This window comes from Xanthomonas sp. F4 (assembly GCF_011761895.1).
The window spans coordinates 1-16,400 of sequence record NZ_JAASQX010000003.1 but is presented as its reverse complement, the minus strand read 5'-3'; the positions used below and the strand labels follow the sequence as shown (position 1 = coordinate 16,400).

14 protein-coding genes are annotated in these 16,400 nt (G+C 69.4%); 2 read left to right on the top strand and 12 right to left on the bottom strand.

Annotation, left to right across the window (positions count from 1 at the left end):
- Positions 1-43 precede the first annotated feature (43 nt).
- The 12 genes from FHR66_RS12405 to FHR66_RS12350 all read right to left on the bottom strand — a co-directional run bounded on the left by FHR66_RS12405 (position 44) and on the right by FHR66_RS12350 (position 13,348).
- Positions 44-802 carry an HAD family hydrolase gene (locus FHR66_RS12405; RefSeq protein ID WP_160971093.1) on the bottom strand — a complete coding sequence of 253 codons (759 nt, stop codon included), beginning with the start codon at positions 800-802 and terminating at the stop codon, positions 44-46.
- 201 nt (positions 803-1,003) lie between these two features.
- On the bottom strand, positions 1,004-1,381 hold the full coding sequence (locus tag FHR66_RS12400; protein WP_160970970.1) for an EF-hand domain-containing protein: 378 nt from the start codon (positions 1,379-1,381) through the stop codon (positions 1,004-1,006).
- 226 nt (positions 1,382-1,607) lie between these two features.
- Positions 1,608-1,997, bottom strand: a complete 390-nt coding sequence (locus FHR66_RS12395; protein ID WP_160970968.1) for a hypothetical protein — start codon at positions 1,995-1,997, stop codon at positions 1,608-1,610.
- 79 nt (positions 1,998-2,076) lie between these two features.
- A complete protein-coding gene (locus FHR66_RS12390; RefSeq protein WP_010340161.1) occupies positions 2,077-2,274 on the bottom strand; it encodes a CPXCG motif-containing cysteine-rich protein in 198 nt (65 codons plus the stop codon).
- 29 nt (positions 2,275-2,303) lie between these two features.
- On the bottom strand, positions 2,304-3,065 hold the full coding sequence (locus tag FHR66_RS12385; protein ID WP_237475482.1) for a M15 family metallopeptidase: 762 nt from the start codon (positions 3,063-3,065) through the stop codon (positions 2,304-2,306).
- A gap of 129 nt (positions 3,066-3,194) precedes the next feature.
- Positions 3,195-4,559: a peptidoglycan-binding domain-containing protein gene (locus FHR66_RS12380; protein WP_160970966.1), complete on the bottom strand. Its 1,365-nt coding sequence runs from the start codon at positions 4,557-4,559 to the stop codon at positions 3,195-3,197.
- Positions 4,560-4,626: 67 nt separating this feature from the next.
- Complete coding sequence (locus tag FHR66_RS21095; protein WP_237475481.1) at positions 4,627-5,178, bottom strand: lysozyme inhibitor LprI family protein; 552 nt, start codon at positions 5,176-5,178, stop codon at positions 4,627-4,629.
- Between the two features lie 216 nt (positions 5,179-5,394).
- Positions 5,395-7,305: a peptidoglycan-binding domain-containing protein gene (locus FHR66_RS12370; RefSeq protein ID WP_160970964.1), complete on the bottom strand. Its 1,911-nt coding sequence runs from the start codon at positions 7,303-7,305 to the stop codon at positions 5,395-5,397.
- A 155-nt stretch (positions 7,306-7,460) separates the two neighbouring features.
- Positions 7,461-8,243 carry a hypothetical protein gene (locus FHR66_RS12365; RefSeq protein WP_160970962.1) on the bottom strand — a complete coding sequence of 261 codons (783 nt, stop codon included), beginning with the start codon at positions 8,241-8,243 and terminating at the stop codon, positions 7,461-7,463.
- A 386-nt stretch (positions 8,244-8,629) separates the two neighbouring features.
- The gene (locus FHR66_RS12360; RefSeq protein ID WP_160970960.1) at positions 8,630-9,559 is read right to left on the bottom strand and encodes a hypothetical protein; all 930 of its coding nucleotides are present in this window, start codon (positions 9,557-9,559) and stop codon (positions 8,630-8,632) included.
- 113 nt (positions 9,560-9,672) lie between these two features.
- Positions 9,673-10,473 carry an N-acetylmuramoyl-L-alanine amidase gene (locus FHR66_RS12355; RefSeq protein ID WP_160970958.1) on the bottom strand — a complete coding sequence of 267 codons (801 nt, stop codon included), beginning with the start codon at positions 10,471-10,473 and terminating at the stop codon, positions 9,673-9,675.
- An 85-nt stretch (positions 10,474-10,558) separates the two neighbouring features.
- Entirely contained in the window at positions 10,559-13,348 is a 2,790-nt protein-coding gene (locus FHR66_RS12350; RefSeq protein ID WP_160970974.1) for a TonB-dependent receptor plug domain-containing protein, read from the bottom strand.
- Between the two features lie 341 nt (positions 13,349-13,689).
- Between FHR66_RS12350 and FHR66_RS12340 the strand changes: the two genes are divergently transcribed.
- A complete protein-coding gene (locus FHR66_RS12340) occupies positions 13,690-15,084 on the top strand; it encodes an SH3 domain-containing protein (protein ID WP_160970956.1) in 1,395 nt (464 codons plus the stop codon).
- Positions 15,081-16,187, top strand: coding sequence for a dipeptide epimerase (locus FHR66_RS12335; RefSeq protein WP_160970954.1), 1,107 nt, complete (start codon positions 15,081-15,083; stop codon positions 16,185-16,187). The genes FHR66_RS12340 and FHR66_RS12335 overlap by 4 nt, the downstream gene beginning before the upstream one ends.
- Positions 16,188-16,400: the final 213 nt, after the last annotated feature.

Below are 16,400 nucleotides of genomic sequence, written 5' to 3'. Positions count from 1 at the left end.
AAACAAACCCAGGCCGGGCACATCGGCACCCTTGGCGATTCGCTCAACCCTGCAGCAGGCTCGCCGCATGCCAGTTGAGATCCGCCACCGCCTGCGGCCAGTCCGCGGCCGCGGCCACTTCGCGCAGGCGCGGTTCGTCGGCGGACAGGCCGTGCTCGGCCTCGTGCGCCCAAGTGGTGGTGTACGGCGTGTGGATGCCCCAGCCGCCGAGCGCGATCACCGGCTCCACGTCCGACCGCAGCGAGTTGCCGATCATCACGAAGCGCTCGGCGCCGATGCCGAATTCGGACAGCACCTTGGCGTAGGTCTTCGGATCCTTCTCCGACACCACCTCGATGCGCGGGAACAGGTCGCCCAGGCCGGATTGTTCGATCTTGGCTTCCTGGTGGAACAGGTCGCCCTTGGTGATCAGCACGATCTCGAACTCGGCGGCGATCGCCGCCACCGCCTCGCGCACACCGGCGATCACCTCCACCGGATGCTGCAGGGTGGCGCGGCCGATCTCGACGATGCGCTGCAGATCGCGCGCGGCGATGCGGGCGTCGGTCAGTTCGATTGCCGCCTCGATCATCGACAGGGTCATGCCCTTCGCGCCATAACCGAACACCGCTAGGTTGCGGCGCTCCACCGCCAGCAGATGCTGCAGGGTGCGGGCGTCCTGCAGGTCCAGATACTGGCCGAGGATGGCTTCGAACGCGGCTTCGGCATCGCGGTAATAGTCCTCGCTCTTCCACAAGGTGTCGTCGCCGTCGAAACCGACCAGGGCGATGGGAGAAGCGCGCAAAGCAGTGGGCGTCGGCATCATCGGCCAAGCATAGCAGCGCGTCCCGACCGCAGCCGACACGCTGCTCCACCGCACAACGCACGACGGCGGCCATGGGCCGCCGTCGTGGTGGAGCGTCTGGCTGCAAAACGACGCCCGGGTGATGCACCAGAGGTTCGGTCCCGGCGAGGCGGTTGCGTGCTCATCGCCACGCAACCGCCAATGCCGGTACCGCTCCCGTTACTGGCCGCCGTTGCTGTCGCTGCCGGTCGCCGCGCCGCCCTGCTGCTTGGCGACGTAGGCCTTGTACTCGTCCGGCGTCAGCTTGCCGTCATGGTCGGCGTCGGCCTGCGCGAAGATCTGGCTGAGGCCGGCGTTGACCTGCGCCTCCTGCTTGCTGATGGCGCCGTCCTTGTCGGCGTCGACGTCGGCCCAGGTCTGGCCGCCGCCCGAGGCCGCGCCGGCCTGCCCACTCTGGCCGGTGGCGCTGGTCGACGACTGCGTCTGCGCCTGCGCGGCGGCATCGGCCTGCGCGTCCTGGGCGAACGCCGGCAGGGCCAGTGCGGCGGCGAGAATGGCGGCGGTACCGATCAGCGGGGTGCGGGTGCGAATGTTCATGGGTGGATTCTCCTTGGCTCTCTCGGTGTGACATGTCCGGTCGATTCCGGAACACGGCGCTACCGTGCCGGTCTCAGACTGAATCCATTCCCTGTCGAAAATTGCCGCAAAACGGATCGTTAACCACGGCGCCGACGCAGCGCGCTACCGCACTGGTTAGGGATTGGTGAGCACGCAGTAAGGCGTCCATTCGAGACGTTTGGATTGCAGAAAGAAAACGTCTGTTTCAGCGTGTTTCGTGACCGCCGTCGCCGGCGTTTTCGCTTGAACGCGCCCTGAATACGATCCACGCCAGGGCCACGCCGGACAGCGCGCCGGCCACTTCCAGCACCACGCGCGAGCCCAGTTCGTCCGGATCGTGGATGGTGGACAGGGCGATGCGCGCGTACAGCGGCGACTCCAGGCGCACGATGCTGGTGTAGAACAGGTTCCAGCAGTCGATGCCGGCCGACACCGCCACCGCGATCAGGCACGCGCCGCCCAGTTGCTGGCCCTCGGACCAGCCCAGCCGCCGGCCCAGCCACTGCCACAGCGCATACACCAGGAAGCCGACCGCCAATGCGATCAGCCCGGCTTCCAGCGAGCCCAGCAGGCCGAAATGCAGCGGCAGGTTCATCGGGATTCCTCGGTCGGCAGGGACGCAAGTCTAGAGCGTGTCGCGCCTCGGCGTGCGGTGCGCCAAGCCGGCGCGCAGATCAACTGGCGTTTTCGGCGATCGCGCTCACCACTGGCGCACCGTCCTCGTCCCAGCGCACCGTCATCAGCATCGGCTTGCAGCACACCTGGCAGTCCTCGACGTACTGCTGCACGTCCACCGACGGATCCAGCGCGACATCGATCCATTCGCCGCAGTAAGGGCATTGCAGGTCGACGAACTGGTGCGTGCCGGTCATGCGTGGTCCGTGGCGAGGGTGGCGCGCCGCTAGCGCACCGGCACGTCGAAGGCGACGCCGGGGCTGGGCTCGGGCTGGAAGGTGTAGTGCCACCATTCCATCGGATAGTTGACGAAGCCGCGCGCCGCCATCGCTTTCAGCAGTTGCTGACGATGCGCGCGCTGGGTGGCGTCGATGGCCGGCGTGTCGGTGTGCGCGCTGGGATCGAAGAAATCGAAGCCGGTGCCCATGTCCAGCGCGCGGCAGGCGCCCTGGCGGCAGTCCAGCAGACCCAGGTCGACGGTGGCGCCGCGGCTGTGGCCGGAGTGCTCGGCGATGTAGTCGCCCAACAACACGCTTTTTTCCAGCTTGGGGTAGTAGCGCGCCTTGGCGACCTGATCCTGCGGATCGCGCGCCCAGGCGACGAAGGCGCGCACCGATCGCTGCGGCCGGTAGCAGTCGAACACCTGCAGGCGGTAGCCCTTGGCCCGCAGGTCGCGTTGCACCTGCGCCAAGGCCTTCGCCGCCGGCGCCAGCAGATAGCACTTGGGCGCGTCGTAACCCGGCACCGGACGCCCGGTGAAGTTGTCGTGGCCGGCGTAGCGAATGTCCATCGCGATGTCCGGCGCCAGCGTGTGCACATCGACCAGTCCTGCCTGCGCCGGCGTGGTCGCCGGCGAGGTGGTCGGTTCCGCGGCGAGCGCGACGGGCGCGACGAGGAGGGCGAGCGCCAGGCCTACCGCGCGCAGTGCGCCATGCCGGCGCCAGGGGCGCGAGGCACAGCGGTGGCGGGAGCGGCGGTCATGCGGCATGTGCGCAGCATAGGCCATGGCCGTCGCCGCTGTCCTGCCACAACACGCAGCCGTCGATGCACGATCTGCGAACCACGCGATGCGCGGCGGCCACCGGCGCATGCCGATGACCGCCCTGCACAGCGCGCGTCAGCGTCCGGGCGCCTGCGCCTGGGTCTGGGTGCGCTGCTGGTCCTGCACCTGCCGCTCCTGGGCCTGGCGCTGGGTCTCGGCCGCCAGTTGCTGCTGGCTCTGCTCCAGCGGCACGGTCGCCGCCTGCTGGCGATCGACATAGGCGCGATGCACGTCGTGCGCGTTCTCCGGGTTGCGCTGCACCGCGATCATGCCACGGCCATCGGTGCTGGCGACCAGGTCGTCGATGCGCGACATGCCGCTGACCTTGGCCTCGAACGCCAACTGCCCGGCCGCACGCTGCATGGACTCGCGGTCGCCGTAGCCACCGTTGGGGCCATGCTTTTCCAGCTGCGCGACCGCCTGGTCGAACAGCGGGCTGTCGCGCCGCAACTGCTCCACGCCCTGCTGCCGCTGCACGCTGCGGTCAATCGCGGCCAGCGTCTCCGGGCCGGCCTTGCCGTCCACGCCCTTCAGGTGCTGGTCCTGCTGGAACTTCTCCACCGCCGCTTCGGTCTTCGGGCCGTAGGTGCCGATCGCATCCTTGGCCTCCAGGTAGCCGAGCGTGGCCAGCTTTTCCTGCAAGCCCTTCACCGCCTCGCCCTGCGCATTGCGCGCGAGCACGCCGCCATGCGCGGCCGGCTCGCGCTGGCCGTCGTGCGGCTTCGGCGCCGCGTGCCCGTCGCGCTGCTCGCCAGGCTTGGCCACGGTCTTGCCGAGGTCGGCCAGCTTGAGCAGGTCGGCCTTCTCGTTCTCGGCGCGGTTCTCCAGCGAATCCAGGGTCTTCTGCTTGTGCACGCGCGGGAACAGCTCCTTGACGTGCTCGGCCTTGTAGTCCTGCACCGCGCTGACGATCTCCTTGTCGGAAATCTTCGACAGGTCGGCCTGCTTGCCGAACTTTTCTTCCATCGCACGCAGGAACACGCCGGAGCCGCCCGGCTTCTTGTCGCTGCCGGGGCCGTACTGGACCGCGGTGCTCCACATCGCGTCCTGCACCGCGGGGCCGCGGTCGGACAGGTCCATGCCCTTGTCCTTGAGCCGGTCGACCAGTTTGTCGAAGTGGGTGCGCTTGATGTAGTCGTGCTGTTCCTGGCCGAAGCCGGGGTCGGTCTTGGCCAGGTCCTTCCACTTGGCGCTGAACGCGTCCGAACCCGGCTTGAGGCCGGCGAAGTCGTCGCTGTACTTGCTGTCCTTGACGAAGGCGGCGACGGTGCCGCCGTTGATGACCTTGCCCTCACGGGTCGTCGTCTGCGAGGTCATCTGGTACGAGCCGTAGGACACGCCGCCCGGGTCGTCGACGCCGGAGGACACGGTCGACGCGCCGCGGCCGCCGGTCTCGTAATGCTTGGAGGTCTGGCCCAGTTCCCAATCCTTGTCGCTCATCGCTATCTCCTTGGCTGGACGCGCGGCGTGGAAAACGCCGCGCGTCGGGGTTCAATACAGGGGTGAATCAGTGCGATTCGAGTTCGTCGGCGCGGCGCGCGGTCATTTCCAAGCGGCACTCGGCCGCATCCACACGCTCGGCCTGGCCACCGTCCGGATCGGCGACGCACTTCTCGTCGCGCTCGGCGATCCACTTGCGCTGCCGCTCGCGCAGCGCGTGCTGCTCGGTCTCGCCGAGCTTGGCCATCGCCGCCTTGTAGGCGGCGTTGAGGCGCTGGTCCTGGTAGGCGTGTTCGTCGGAAATGCACTGCAGCATCGCCGGGGTGGCGCCGCCGGCGGCGGTGATGCAGGTGTCGTAGGACGGTCGCAGCACGGGGGAATCTCCTGAAGCGGTGGAAGGGTTCGGCGCCGCAGCGGATGCGGCCGGCGCGGCCGTGCCCGCATCGGCCTGGGTGCCGGCATCGTGGGGGGCGGCAGGGGATGCCGCGGTAGCGGCGTCCGCAGCCGGAGCGGCCGGTGCCTGCGCCTGGCTGGGCGTGGAGGACGGCGCACTGCAGGCGGCAGTGGCCACGCACAGCAGCAGCAGGGAAGAGCGTTGGAAAGCCTTGGCGATGGCCATGGTCGGATTGCGTCCTTGTCGTTAGCGCGAGCGGAAAGGCGAGGTTCTAAGCGATCATTGCGCACGCTGTCCATCGCACGCCGCGATGGTGGGTGATCGCGTTGGGCTGGCGTTGGGCAATGTCGCGCCGGCGCATGTACGGCAGTGGCCGCCGCCATCACCATGCACGACCACCGCCGCAACGTGCGCGACGGCGGCCGTTGCCGCACACACCGGTCAGCGCGGCGCCTGGGTCTTCTCGCGCTGTGGATCCGGCTGCTGCGGCTGTTCCTGCGCTTGCCGCTGGGTTTCGGCGGCCAGTTGCTGCTGGCTGCGCTCCAGCGGCACCGACGCGGCCTGCTGCTTGTCCACGTAGGCGCGATTGACGTCGTGCGGATTGTCGGGATTGCGCTGCACGGCGATCAGGCCGCGGCGGTCGCCGCTGAGCACCAGGTCGTCGATGCGCTGCATGCCGCTCACCTTGGCCTCGAACGCGACCTGGCCGGCGACGCGCTGCATCTCTTCGGCGCTCTTGAAGCCGCCGTTGGGCCCCTGCTTCTGCAGGTGCTCCATGGCCTGCTTGTACAGCGGGTTGTCGGCCAGTGCCGCCGCATCGGCCTTGGCCGGCGCGGGCTGCCTGGCGATCGCCTCCAGGGTCGCCTTGTCGGCGATGCCGGTGGGCGCCAGGCCCTTCTCGCGCTGCAGGTTGGCGACCACCTGCTGGGTGCGCTCGCCGTAGTAGCCGGTGCCGCTGAGCAGCTTGCCCTGGTCGTCCTTGACGCCCAGTTCGATCAGCCGTTGCTGCATCGCCTTGACGTCGGCGCCCTGCTCGCCCGGCTTCAGCGCCGTGCGCGGTTCCTGCGTGCCCTGCGTCTGTGCCTGGGTCTGCTGGCGGTCCTGCAGCAGGTCGCGGCCCTTGGCCAGCGGATCGGAGGCGAACAGCTTGGCGTTGTGGTGCGTGGCCAGGTAGTCGTCCAGCGGCATGGTGTTGACGCCCTTGCTGCCGGTGGACTGGCTGACCAGCAGCTCGCCGCTCTTGGGATCGCGCACGACCATCATGATGTGGTCGATGCCCTTCCAGTGCTCGTGCGCGGTCTTGCCCGAATCCACGCCGATGACCATGCCTTCCTTCAGCGCGCCGGGCTTGAACACGTCCTTGCCCTGCAGCAGCACGCCGGAGCTGTCGAAGGCCTTCTTGACGATCTCGCCGGAGCCGGACATGCCCTGCACCAGCATGTCCTTCTGGGTGAACACGTCGCGGCCGGCCTTGCGGTTGATCTCGTTCATCGTCGCGTTCTGCAGCTCGGTCACCCAGCCGGAACAGTCGATGTAGCCCTGCGACAGATGCTTGCCGTCCACGCCGGGGTGGTAGTACCTGCTGCTCTTGACGTTGATCGCGTACTGCACGTCGTCGTGCTTGACGCCCAGATCGTAGGCGGCGGTCAGCGCGATGCCGTCGTGGCCGCCCTGCTTGCCGCCGTCCGCTGCCGGCGTGCGCGCGGGCGCCGGCGCAGCCTGGCCCTCGGCGATCGGCTTGATGCCCTTTTCCGGAATCGCGATGTGGTCGTACTTGGCGTCCCAGTACTTCACGAAAGCCTTGGCCATATCCTGGTCGGACAGCTTCTTGAAGTCGGCCAGCGAGGTGCCGGTGTAGGCCTGGAACTGGCGCGCGCCCTGCGCGTCCTTCTCGCCGGGCACGTTGTTGAGGATGTTGGCGCGGGTGCCCTTGAGCTCGAAGTGGCCGGTGGCGATCGCGGCCTGGATCGAGCGGTAGCCACCGGCGCCCTGCTGGTGCGCCATGTACATGTCCAGGCCATCGGGCTGCGGCTTGCCGGACAGGTAGGCGCGGCCGTCGCGCTCGTGCTGGCGGGTCAGGCTGTTGCGGTTGTCCTGGTACATGCGCGCGGCGGCATCGGTGTTGGCCACCGCGTCGAGTTCGCGGCCACGGATGCCGTAGGCGCTGGCGGCGCCGGGCGTGAACTGGAACAGGCCCTTGGCGCTGTTGGGACCGCGACTGGCCTGCTCGTCGAAGCGGCCGCCGGTTTCGATGTAGGCGAAGCGCATGAAATCGTCGACCGGAATCTGCCGCTGCCTGGCTTCCCGCTCGATGATGTCGAGATTCTCTGCCTTGGTGGTATCGCGTGCCATCTCGTGTAACTCCTTGAGGTTGAGGTACGGCCATCGCGGCCGCCTGGGTCAACCGAGCTCGTCCATGAGCTTGTTAGTGCGCGGTCAACAGAACGATTGCGTACTGCGGAACATCGGGTGCTGCGTCCACCGGCGCGCCGCCGCGCGCCGTCGGGTCATGCGTCGGGCGCCGGCTGGTATTGGCCGCTATCGGGGTCATAGGCGTACCGGAGCACGTCACTGCCATCGAGCAGGCGCGCGCGGCCAGGACCGGCGATCGCGGTGCCGTGCAGCGCCACCCGCAGCGCCGGCATGCGCTGGCCGGGCACCGCCTGGAATTCCAGGGTGCCGGTGCTGGACACGTGCGGCACCACGCCGTCCGGGTCGCTGGCCGCCTCGTTGTCCTCGCCGGCCGCCACCGTGCCGCAATAGACCCAGCTACGGTAATCGCCGAGGTCGTGCCGGTTCGGATCGAACACGAACAACGCGAAGCCGGCCTCGGTGATGCCGGTGCCGAAGCGGGTGGTGGGCACGGCCAGCAGCAACCGGCCATCGCCGAGCGCATGCTGCTGCGGGGGGCGCGTGGTATCGAACGCATCGGCACGCGCATAGGCGCCGAAGCTGCCGACGTAGCGCTGCGCATGCAGCACCATCCACGGCCGCTCGCCGCCCGGGGTGGTCAGCTGGAAGGTGGCGGCGCCGAGCGAAACGCCCTCGCCCGGGTTCGGGAAGGTTTCCGCATCGTCGATGCCGTACTGGCCCGGCGTGGCATAACTGAAACCGGTGTAGTACCGCTTGCCGTCCAGTTCGAAATGCCGGCCGCCCCAGAAATTCACCACGGCGCCGTTGTCGATCTCGTAGGACACGGCGCCATCGCCGTCCCAGCCGTAGATCAGGTACAGCACGCTGCCCGCATCGGGTGGCATTTCGGGAGCGGCGCGCTTGTTGTCGTTCGACATGTCCAGAACATCCTGTATTCGGTGAAGAAGCCGGAAGAACCCACCTGCGCGTCCCGACGCACCCCGCCGCCGCTTCCGCCCAGGCATGGGCGAGGCACGACGCGGACGCGACGCCTGATGCGGAGCGCGAACACTCCCCGCAGGCGCGGTTTCGGACGGAACAAGGTGACGTAACACGCCGGCCCCGAGCAGGGGCGGTGATGGCGGTCGCGCATGGCGAACCGCACGCCGGCAATCCACGCCGGCATTTCGGGCGAGTGCAGCATCCCATGCCGCTCGCGAATGACTCGCCTGATCATCAGGCCCCGTGGGGCGCATCTTAAACCAGGTTCAATGCCCGAAACCACCTGCCCGCCCGGGCCGCGTCACGTCCCCGCGCCGTCCGTTCAGCGGTCCAGCGGCGGGGTGTACTGTTGCTTGGCGGGGTCGTAGGTATAGGTGACGGCGTCGGCGGGACCCAGCGTGCGGACCTTGCCCGGCCCCTCCACCACCGTGCCCTGCAGGGCCACCCGCAGCGACGGCACGCTGCCGCTGGCCGGCGGCACGAAGCTCAGCGTGCCAGTGCTGGTGGCGCACTTCATGGTGCCCTGGTCGTCGCAGGCGGCGCTGTTGTCCTCGCCGGCGACGACCGTGCCCAGGTAGACCCAGCCCTTGTAGTCGCCCAGGTCGTTCTTGTTCGGGTCGAAGGTGAAGATCGCGAAGCCGGCACTGGTGATGCCGTCGGCGAAGCGGGTGGTCGGCAGCGCCAGCAGCAGGTGGCCGTCCTGGGTGGCGGTGCTCTGCGGCTTGCGCTGTTCGTCCAGGGTGTCGGCCTTGCCGTCGGACCCGAAATCGCCGGCCCAGCGCTGCGCGTGGAACAGGGTCCAGGTCGGCTTGCCGCCGGCGCTGTCGAGTACGTAGGTGGCTTGGCCGATGCTGACGGTGGCCGCCGGGTCGGGCACGTCCTGGTCGCCGGCCGGGTTCCCGGGCTTGTCGTACTTGCCGCCGGTGGCATCGGCGAAACCGGTGTAGTACTGCTTGCCGCCGAGGTCGAAGCGGTAGCCGTACCAGAAGCTGGCCACCGCGCCGTTGTCGATGGCGTAGGAGGCCGAGCCGTCGCCCTTGGCGCCGTAGATGTCGGCCAGCACCTGACCCGGCGCCGGCACCTCGGCGGCGGCCGGCTGTGCCGCGGCGCTCGCCTCGGCAGGCGCTGCGGTTGCGGGCGCGCTCGCGGTCGCCGGGGTCTGCGCCGCGGCCGGCGCATCGGCGGCCTTGTCCTTGCACCCGCCCAACAGCAGGAAGGTTGCCGCCCACAGGGCCGTGGTTCCTCGCCTCATCGCACTGCGTCCTTTGGAGTCCGTTGGCGCGCGATGCTACCAAGAACCGCGGCGGCGCCAGGTGACAGGCGTGTCCGCCGCCGCGACCGACGCTGGCGCCACACCGCGCTGGCTCAGGACGCGTCCGGTTCCATCGCCGGGACCGGCTGCGGCCGCGCCAGCAGCGGCTGGGTCAGCGCGTACAGGATGCGCAGGTCTTCGTCGTCGAAGGCGGTGGCGTCGTTGCCGCGGTAGTGGTGATGGAAGGCGCGCAGGGTGGCGGCGCGGTCGTCGACCGGATAGCCGATCAACGCCAGCGCCTGCCACGGGTCGAAGCCGGGCGGCGCCGGCGGCGTGTCGTCGGCCGGCCAGCGGCCGAAGCCGGCCTCGGCCAGTCGCTTCCACGGGAACAGCGGGCCCGGGTCGACCTTGCGCGAGGGCGCGAAGTCTTCGTGCCCGACCACCTGGCTGCGCGGGATGCGCAAGCGCGTGCACAGGTCCTCGAGCAGGACCAGCAGGCTGGCGATCTGTTCCTGCGCGAACGGGGTCTTGCCGTCGTTGTCCAGTTCGATGCCGATCGAGGCGGAATTGATGTCGGTGATGCTACCCCAGCGCCCGGCGCCGCCATGCCAGGCGCGGTCCAGGTCGGCGACCAGTTGGTAGCGCGTGCCGTCGCGGCCGATCAGGTAGTGCGCGCTGACCTTGCCCTTGCTGTTGTGCGAGCGCAGCGTGTCCAGGCTCTGCTGCACCGAGTGCTGGTCGGTGTAGTGGATGACGATCAGGATCGGCCGGCGCGCGTCGTAGTTCGGCGACGGCACCCAGGTGGCCAGCGGATTGCGCTGCGGCGCGTGCGCGCAGGCCCCGAGCAACGCGAGCGTGGCCAGCAACAGCAGCCGGCGCACGGCGGACAGGGACGGCACGGGAACGCGGGTCATGGACACTTCCTGGTCGGGGACGCACAAGCGTACGCAATCGGCGCGGCGGCGGCGTGCAAGCGCGCATCGACGGCCACGCGCGCGCTCAGAAGCGGTAGTTGAAGTTGACGTACCACTGCCGACCGATCGCGCTGTACACGCGCGGGAAGTACGGCCAGGTGGTGTAGGTGTCGTCGCGCGGGTGCAGCGCGTCGAACAGGTTGAGCACGCTCAGGCCGACGGTGGCCTTGTCGGTGATCTGCTTGGCGAGGTCGACGTTCCACACCAAATACGGCGCCACCCGGCCACGCTCGGCGTAGTCGGGCCGCGAGCCGTAGCGGTAGCCGTACACGCTGGCCGACCAGTCGCCGCGGCTCCAGTTCGCACGCCAGTTGCTGCGCGTGCGGAACGCCAGATAGTCGACGTCGTTCATCACGTCCACCGGGCGCGCACCGGCGAACTGCGCCACCTCCATCCGCAGCACCCGGGTCAGGCCGGCCTGCAGACCGAGCGTGCCCCAGGCGCCGAGGTCGAGGTCGTAGCGCAGGCTGGCGTCGATGCCGTCGGTGCGCATCAGCGACTGGTTGATGGGGAAGGTCTTGAACGCGGTGATCTGGCCTTCGCTGGTCAGGTCGGTGCCGGGGCTGCGCGTGACCGCATCCAGGTAGAACCGGCAGGCGGCCGAGGCGGTGTCCACCGCGGCGCCGGCGCGGTCGCGGCCGAGCAGGCAGTTGGCGTTGTTCTCCAGCAGGGTTTCGCTGGAAATGGCCTCGACCCGACCCTTCAGTTCGATGCGGTAGTAATCCAGGCTCAGCGACAGCGACGGCAGCACGTCCCACACCGCGCCGAGCGTGGTCGACTTGCCGGTCTCCTCGCGCAGCGACGGATTGGACGCCTGGGTGGAGAAGGTCTGGTACTCGTGCGCGCTCGCGCAGGCCGCCGACAACGGATCCAGGCCGTCGCGGCGGCACAGGTATTCGTCGACCACGGTGGGGTTATTGGCGCTGGTGCCGGCGTAGATCCACAGCAGGTCCGGCGCGCGGAAGCTGGTGGCGTGGCTGCCGCGCAGCAGCAGGGTGTCGAACGGACGCCACTCCAGGCCGGCCTGCCAGGTGGCCGCGCCATCGACCGCGGTGATGTCGTCGTAGGCGTCGTAGCGCGCGGCCAGGGTGGCGCTGAGCCGGCTGGCGATCGGCACACGCAGTTCCAGACCGGCGGCGTAGCGCTTGCGCGGGCCGCCGCCGGGGGTCTGGGTGAGGTTGTAGATGCGCTCGCTGCCGGTGTAGTCGACGGTGGTGCGCGGATCGGGCTGCAGGTCGTAGGTCTGCCGTGCCGCCTCCAGCACGGTGGCGATCTGCACCATGCCCGCCGGCACCGCGAACAGGTCGCCGCTGACCACGAACTGGGCCTGGTCGGTGGCAGATTCGCCGCGGCTGACCACCTCGGTGGTGAGCTGCTGGTACAAGTCGGGGCTGCCGGACGCGAACAGCCGGTCCGTGCGCACGCGGCGGATCTCGGTACCGTCCGGGCGATAGCCCAGCAGCGGCCCGAGGTAATAGTCGCGCACCGCGTTGGTGAGGAAGCGCGGGCGCCGGGTGGTGATGTCGTAGCGCGACAGCGACACGCTGGCATCCCAGTCGAAACGTCCGTCGAAGGCCTTGCCGCGTACGCCGGCGTTGAGGTTCCAGCTGCGCTCGTCGTAGTCGATGGTCTTGATGCCGCCGACCTCGTCCGGCAGGAAGATGCGCTGCGCGGTGACCAGCCCCAGGTCCGGATCGTAGGTGGTGAACGCGCCCTCGCCGATGTAGTAGTGGGTCTGGCTGGAACTCTTGTCCTGCGAGCGATTGGCCAGCAGTTGCGCGTAGGCGACGACGTCCTGGCCGAGCTCGGCATCGCCGGCCAGGTAGGCAGAGGTCTTGCCGTAGCCGTTCTGCACCGAGCGCCCGGCGTAGTAGTCGAACGCGCCGCAGCGGTTGGCCGCGGGCAGGCTGTCGCTGGTGCGGTACGGACGGAACGCCGGATTGGTCGCGGTGCAGGCCGCCGCCAGCGCCTGTGGCGAGGTCGACAGCGTGCCCGCCTGCGGCCACAGATAGGTGTTGCCGCGGCGCAGGTAGACGCCGGAGATGGACACATTGGGCGAGCTGGGATCGGCCTTGTTGGCCGGATGGTCGTCGTAGGAATCCATGAAGCCGCGCTGGCGGGCGACGATGGGTTCGCGATCCAGCCGCTCGAAGGCGTAGGTGAAACTCCAGCCGTCGCCGCGGCGCCCGCCGGTCCACTGCAGTTGCCCGCTATCGCCGCCGCCACGGGTGGTGGTGCCGGCGCGCACGCGCAGGCTGTCGCCCTGGAAATCGCGCTTGGTGATGATGTTGACCACGCCGGCGACCGCGTCGGAGCCGTAGATGGCCGAGGCGCCGCCGCTCATCACCTCGATGCGCTCCACCGCCGCCGCCGGAATGCTGCCCAGGCTGACCGCGGTGCCGTTGGCGCCGTAGGGTTGCGGGTAGTCGGCCATGCGCTTGCCATTGAGCAGGATCAGCTGGTAGCCCGGCCCCAGCCCGCGCAGGTTGAGGTACTGGCCGTTTGGCGAACTGCCGGTCTGGTCGCTTTCGTTGAAGGTGCTGCCGCTGAACTGGGTCAGCGTGCCCAGCGATTCCCACACCGTACCGAAGCCCTGCTTGCGGATGTCCTCGGCGGTGATGACGGTGACCGGCGCCGGGCCTTCCACCTGCGCGCGGGCGATGCGCGAACCGGTGACCAGCACGGCATCGAGATCGCGCGGCGTCGCCGCCTGTTCCTGCGCTGCTGCCGCCGCCGACACGGCCGCGGCCAGCGTCGTCAGCGCGGCCAGCGCCACGCGCACGGGACGCAAGGGAAAAGGACGAACGATTCGCATGGGCACGCGGCTCTCCTGCATGGCGCGGATGAATGGCGCGAACGCCGCGGGCGCGGCCACGGCCGAGCGCCTGTCCCTGGCGTCCACGCACACGGCGATGACGCGTGCACGGCACGCGGCCATCGTGTTGCGGGTTCCTGCATGTTGCCGAGCGGACGCGGCGCTGCCGTGCGGTGCTTGCACGTTCCCCAGCGCCATCGCCACGCGCCCCCTGTGCATTCGGATGTAACACGCGCTCGCAAAACCTGTCAACGCAGCGCCTTGACAGGAAAAAACCGGGAATCGAAGATCCTGGCGTCGGCGCGGTACGCGCCGGCCTTCTTTCCAGACAGTGGGATCCCATGATCACGATGCGCGGCCTGTGCCTGTTGCTCGCCGCGGCGGCGAGCGGCGCCATCGCCACGGCACGCGCCAGCGACGCCATGCCGCTGCAGGCGCAGCCGGCGCAATTGCAGGCCGAGCACTGGATCGCCCAGCTGCCGGCGGCGTCGCCTCCGCTGTTGGAGGCGACGCAGCGCGCCGCGTTCAATGCCCACCTGCTGCGCGACGATCCGTCGATGCACGACCTGGCCGCACTGCCGGCGCAACTGTCCGCCGCGCAGGTCCGTGCGCAGATCCTGGCGCTGTCGGCACCGCCGACACGCACGCTCTACGACACCCAAGGCGCTGTGCTCGACGCCGCGCGCCTGCAGGCGCTGCAGCGCGCGCTGGCGCTGGATGCGCTGCCGGCGCAGGTGCAGCCGCGCTACGCGCTGGTGGTGCAACGCGCCGACCTGCGGCGCTTCCCGACCGCCGAGCGCGTGTTCAGCGACCGCGACGATCGCGATATCGACCGCTTCCAGGAATCGGCGTTGTATCCAGGCAGCGCGGTGGCGATCCTGCACGCCAGCGCCGATGGACAATGGCTGTTCGTGCTGGCGCACAACTACGCCGCCTGGATCGCCCGCGACCGCGTCGCCGAGAGCGACCGCGCCAGTGTGCTGGCGTACGCGCAGCGCACGCCGCGGCTGCTGGTCACCGGCGCACGCGCGTCCACCGTGTTCACCCCGGAACAACCGGCGGCCTCGCAGGTGGCGCTGGACATGGGCAGTTCCCTGCCGCTGCTGCGCGACTGGCCGCCGCAACAGGTGGTCAACGGCCAGTCGCCGCTGGCCGCCTACGTGGTGCAGTTGCCGCTGCGCGACCGCGACGGACGCCTGCAGTTGGTACCCGCGCTGGTACCGCGCAGTGCCGACGTCGCCGAGGCACCGCTGCCCGCCACGCCGCAGTCGCTGCTGCAGCAGGCCTTCAAGTTCCTCGGCGAACGCTACGGTTGGGGCAACAGTTACGACGCACGCGACTGCAGTGGCTTCGTCGTCGACCTCCACCGCAGCCTGGGTATCGACCTGCCGCGCAACACCGGCGACCAGGCACGCAGTCCCAGCCTGGCTTCGGTGCCCTACGTCGCGACCGACCCGCTGCCGCAGCGGCAGCAGGCGCTGGCGCAACTACGGGTGGGCGACCTGGTCTACATCCCCGGCCACGTGATGCTGGTGATCGGCCACGAAGACGGCCAGACCTGGGTGATCCACGACGTGGCCGGCGCCAGCTACCGCGACGCCGCCGGGCAGGTGCAGCGCGTGCGCCTCAACGGCGTGTCGGTGACGCCGCTGGAGCCGCTGCTGCTCGGCGACGGCACGCCCTTCATCGACCGCATCACCCGCATCCAGCGCCTACGCGCGCCCACGACCGAATGAAGATCACCGAGATCCGCCTGGGCATGCTGCGCGTGCCGCTGAAGACCCCGTTCAAGACCGCGCTGCGCACCGTGCAGGCGATCGAGGACGTGGTGGTCATGGTCCACACCGACGACGGCCGGATCGGCCACGGCAGCGCCCCAGCCACCCCGCCGATCACCGGCGACACGCACGGTTCGATCATCGCGGCGATCGAACGCTGCCTGGCGCCGCGGCTGATCGGCGAGGACATCGCCGACCTGCAGCGCCTGCGTGGCCTGATCCAGGGCGCGCTGGAACACAACAGCAGCGCCAAGGCGGCGATGGAGATCGCCGTGCACGACCTGTGGGCGCAGCAGCATGGCGCACCGCTGTACCGCCTGCTCGGCGGCGGCACCCCGCAGCTGACCACCGACCTCACCATCAGCGTGAATGCCGTGGACACGATGGTGGCCGACGCGCTGTCGGCGCTGGCGCGCGGCTTCGTGGCGCTGAAGATCAAGATCGGCACCGACGTCGTCGAGGACATCGCGCGGGTCAAGGCGATCCATGCCGCGGTCGGCGAGCGCGCGCAGCTGCGACTGGACGCCAACCAGGGCTGGACGCCGAAGCAGGCGGTGCAGGCGATGCACGCGCTGGAGCGCGCCGGGGTGACGCTGGAACTGTTGGAGCAGCCGGTCAAGGCCGGCGACATCGACGGCCTGCAGTACGTGACCGAGCGGATACAGACCCCGGTGATGGCCGACGAAAGCGTGTTCTCGCCGGCGCAGGCGATCGCGCTGCTGCAGCGGCGCGCGGCGGACATCGTCAACATCAAGCTGGTCAAGGCCGGCGGCCTGTCCAACGCGCTGCGCATCGCCGACATCGCCGCGGTGTACGGCGTGCCGTGCATGATCGGCTGCATGCTCGAATCCAGCATCGGCGTGGCCGCGGCAGCGCACCTGGCGGTGGCGCGCGCGGACGTCATCACCAAGGTGGACCTGGATGGGCCGTCGCTGGGAGCCTTCGATCCGGTGGTCGGCGGGGTGCAGTTCGACGAGGCGCAGATCCGGATTGGCGAGGCGCCGGGGCTGGGGATCCGCGAGATCCAGGGGTTGGAGCTGTTGCCGCGGACGGTGCGTTGATGCCAAGTCGTGCGCGGCGCGGGGTGATCGGCGCCTGTGTTGCGGTGACGGATACGAGATCGGATTTTCCCGTTTCCTTCCGCGATTGGAGCAGACCTCCAGCCACGACAACGCACTCGTAGATACCGTCTTACCCCCTAGCAGGCAAGGCCCCTTTTCGGGTCGAACGCGGTGCCCGATTTGAGGACGCCATAGGCGAGGTGCAGGAGCTTG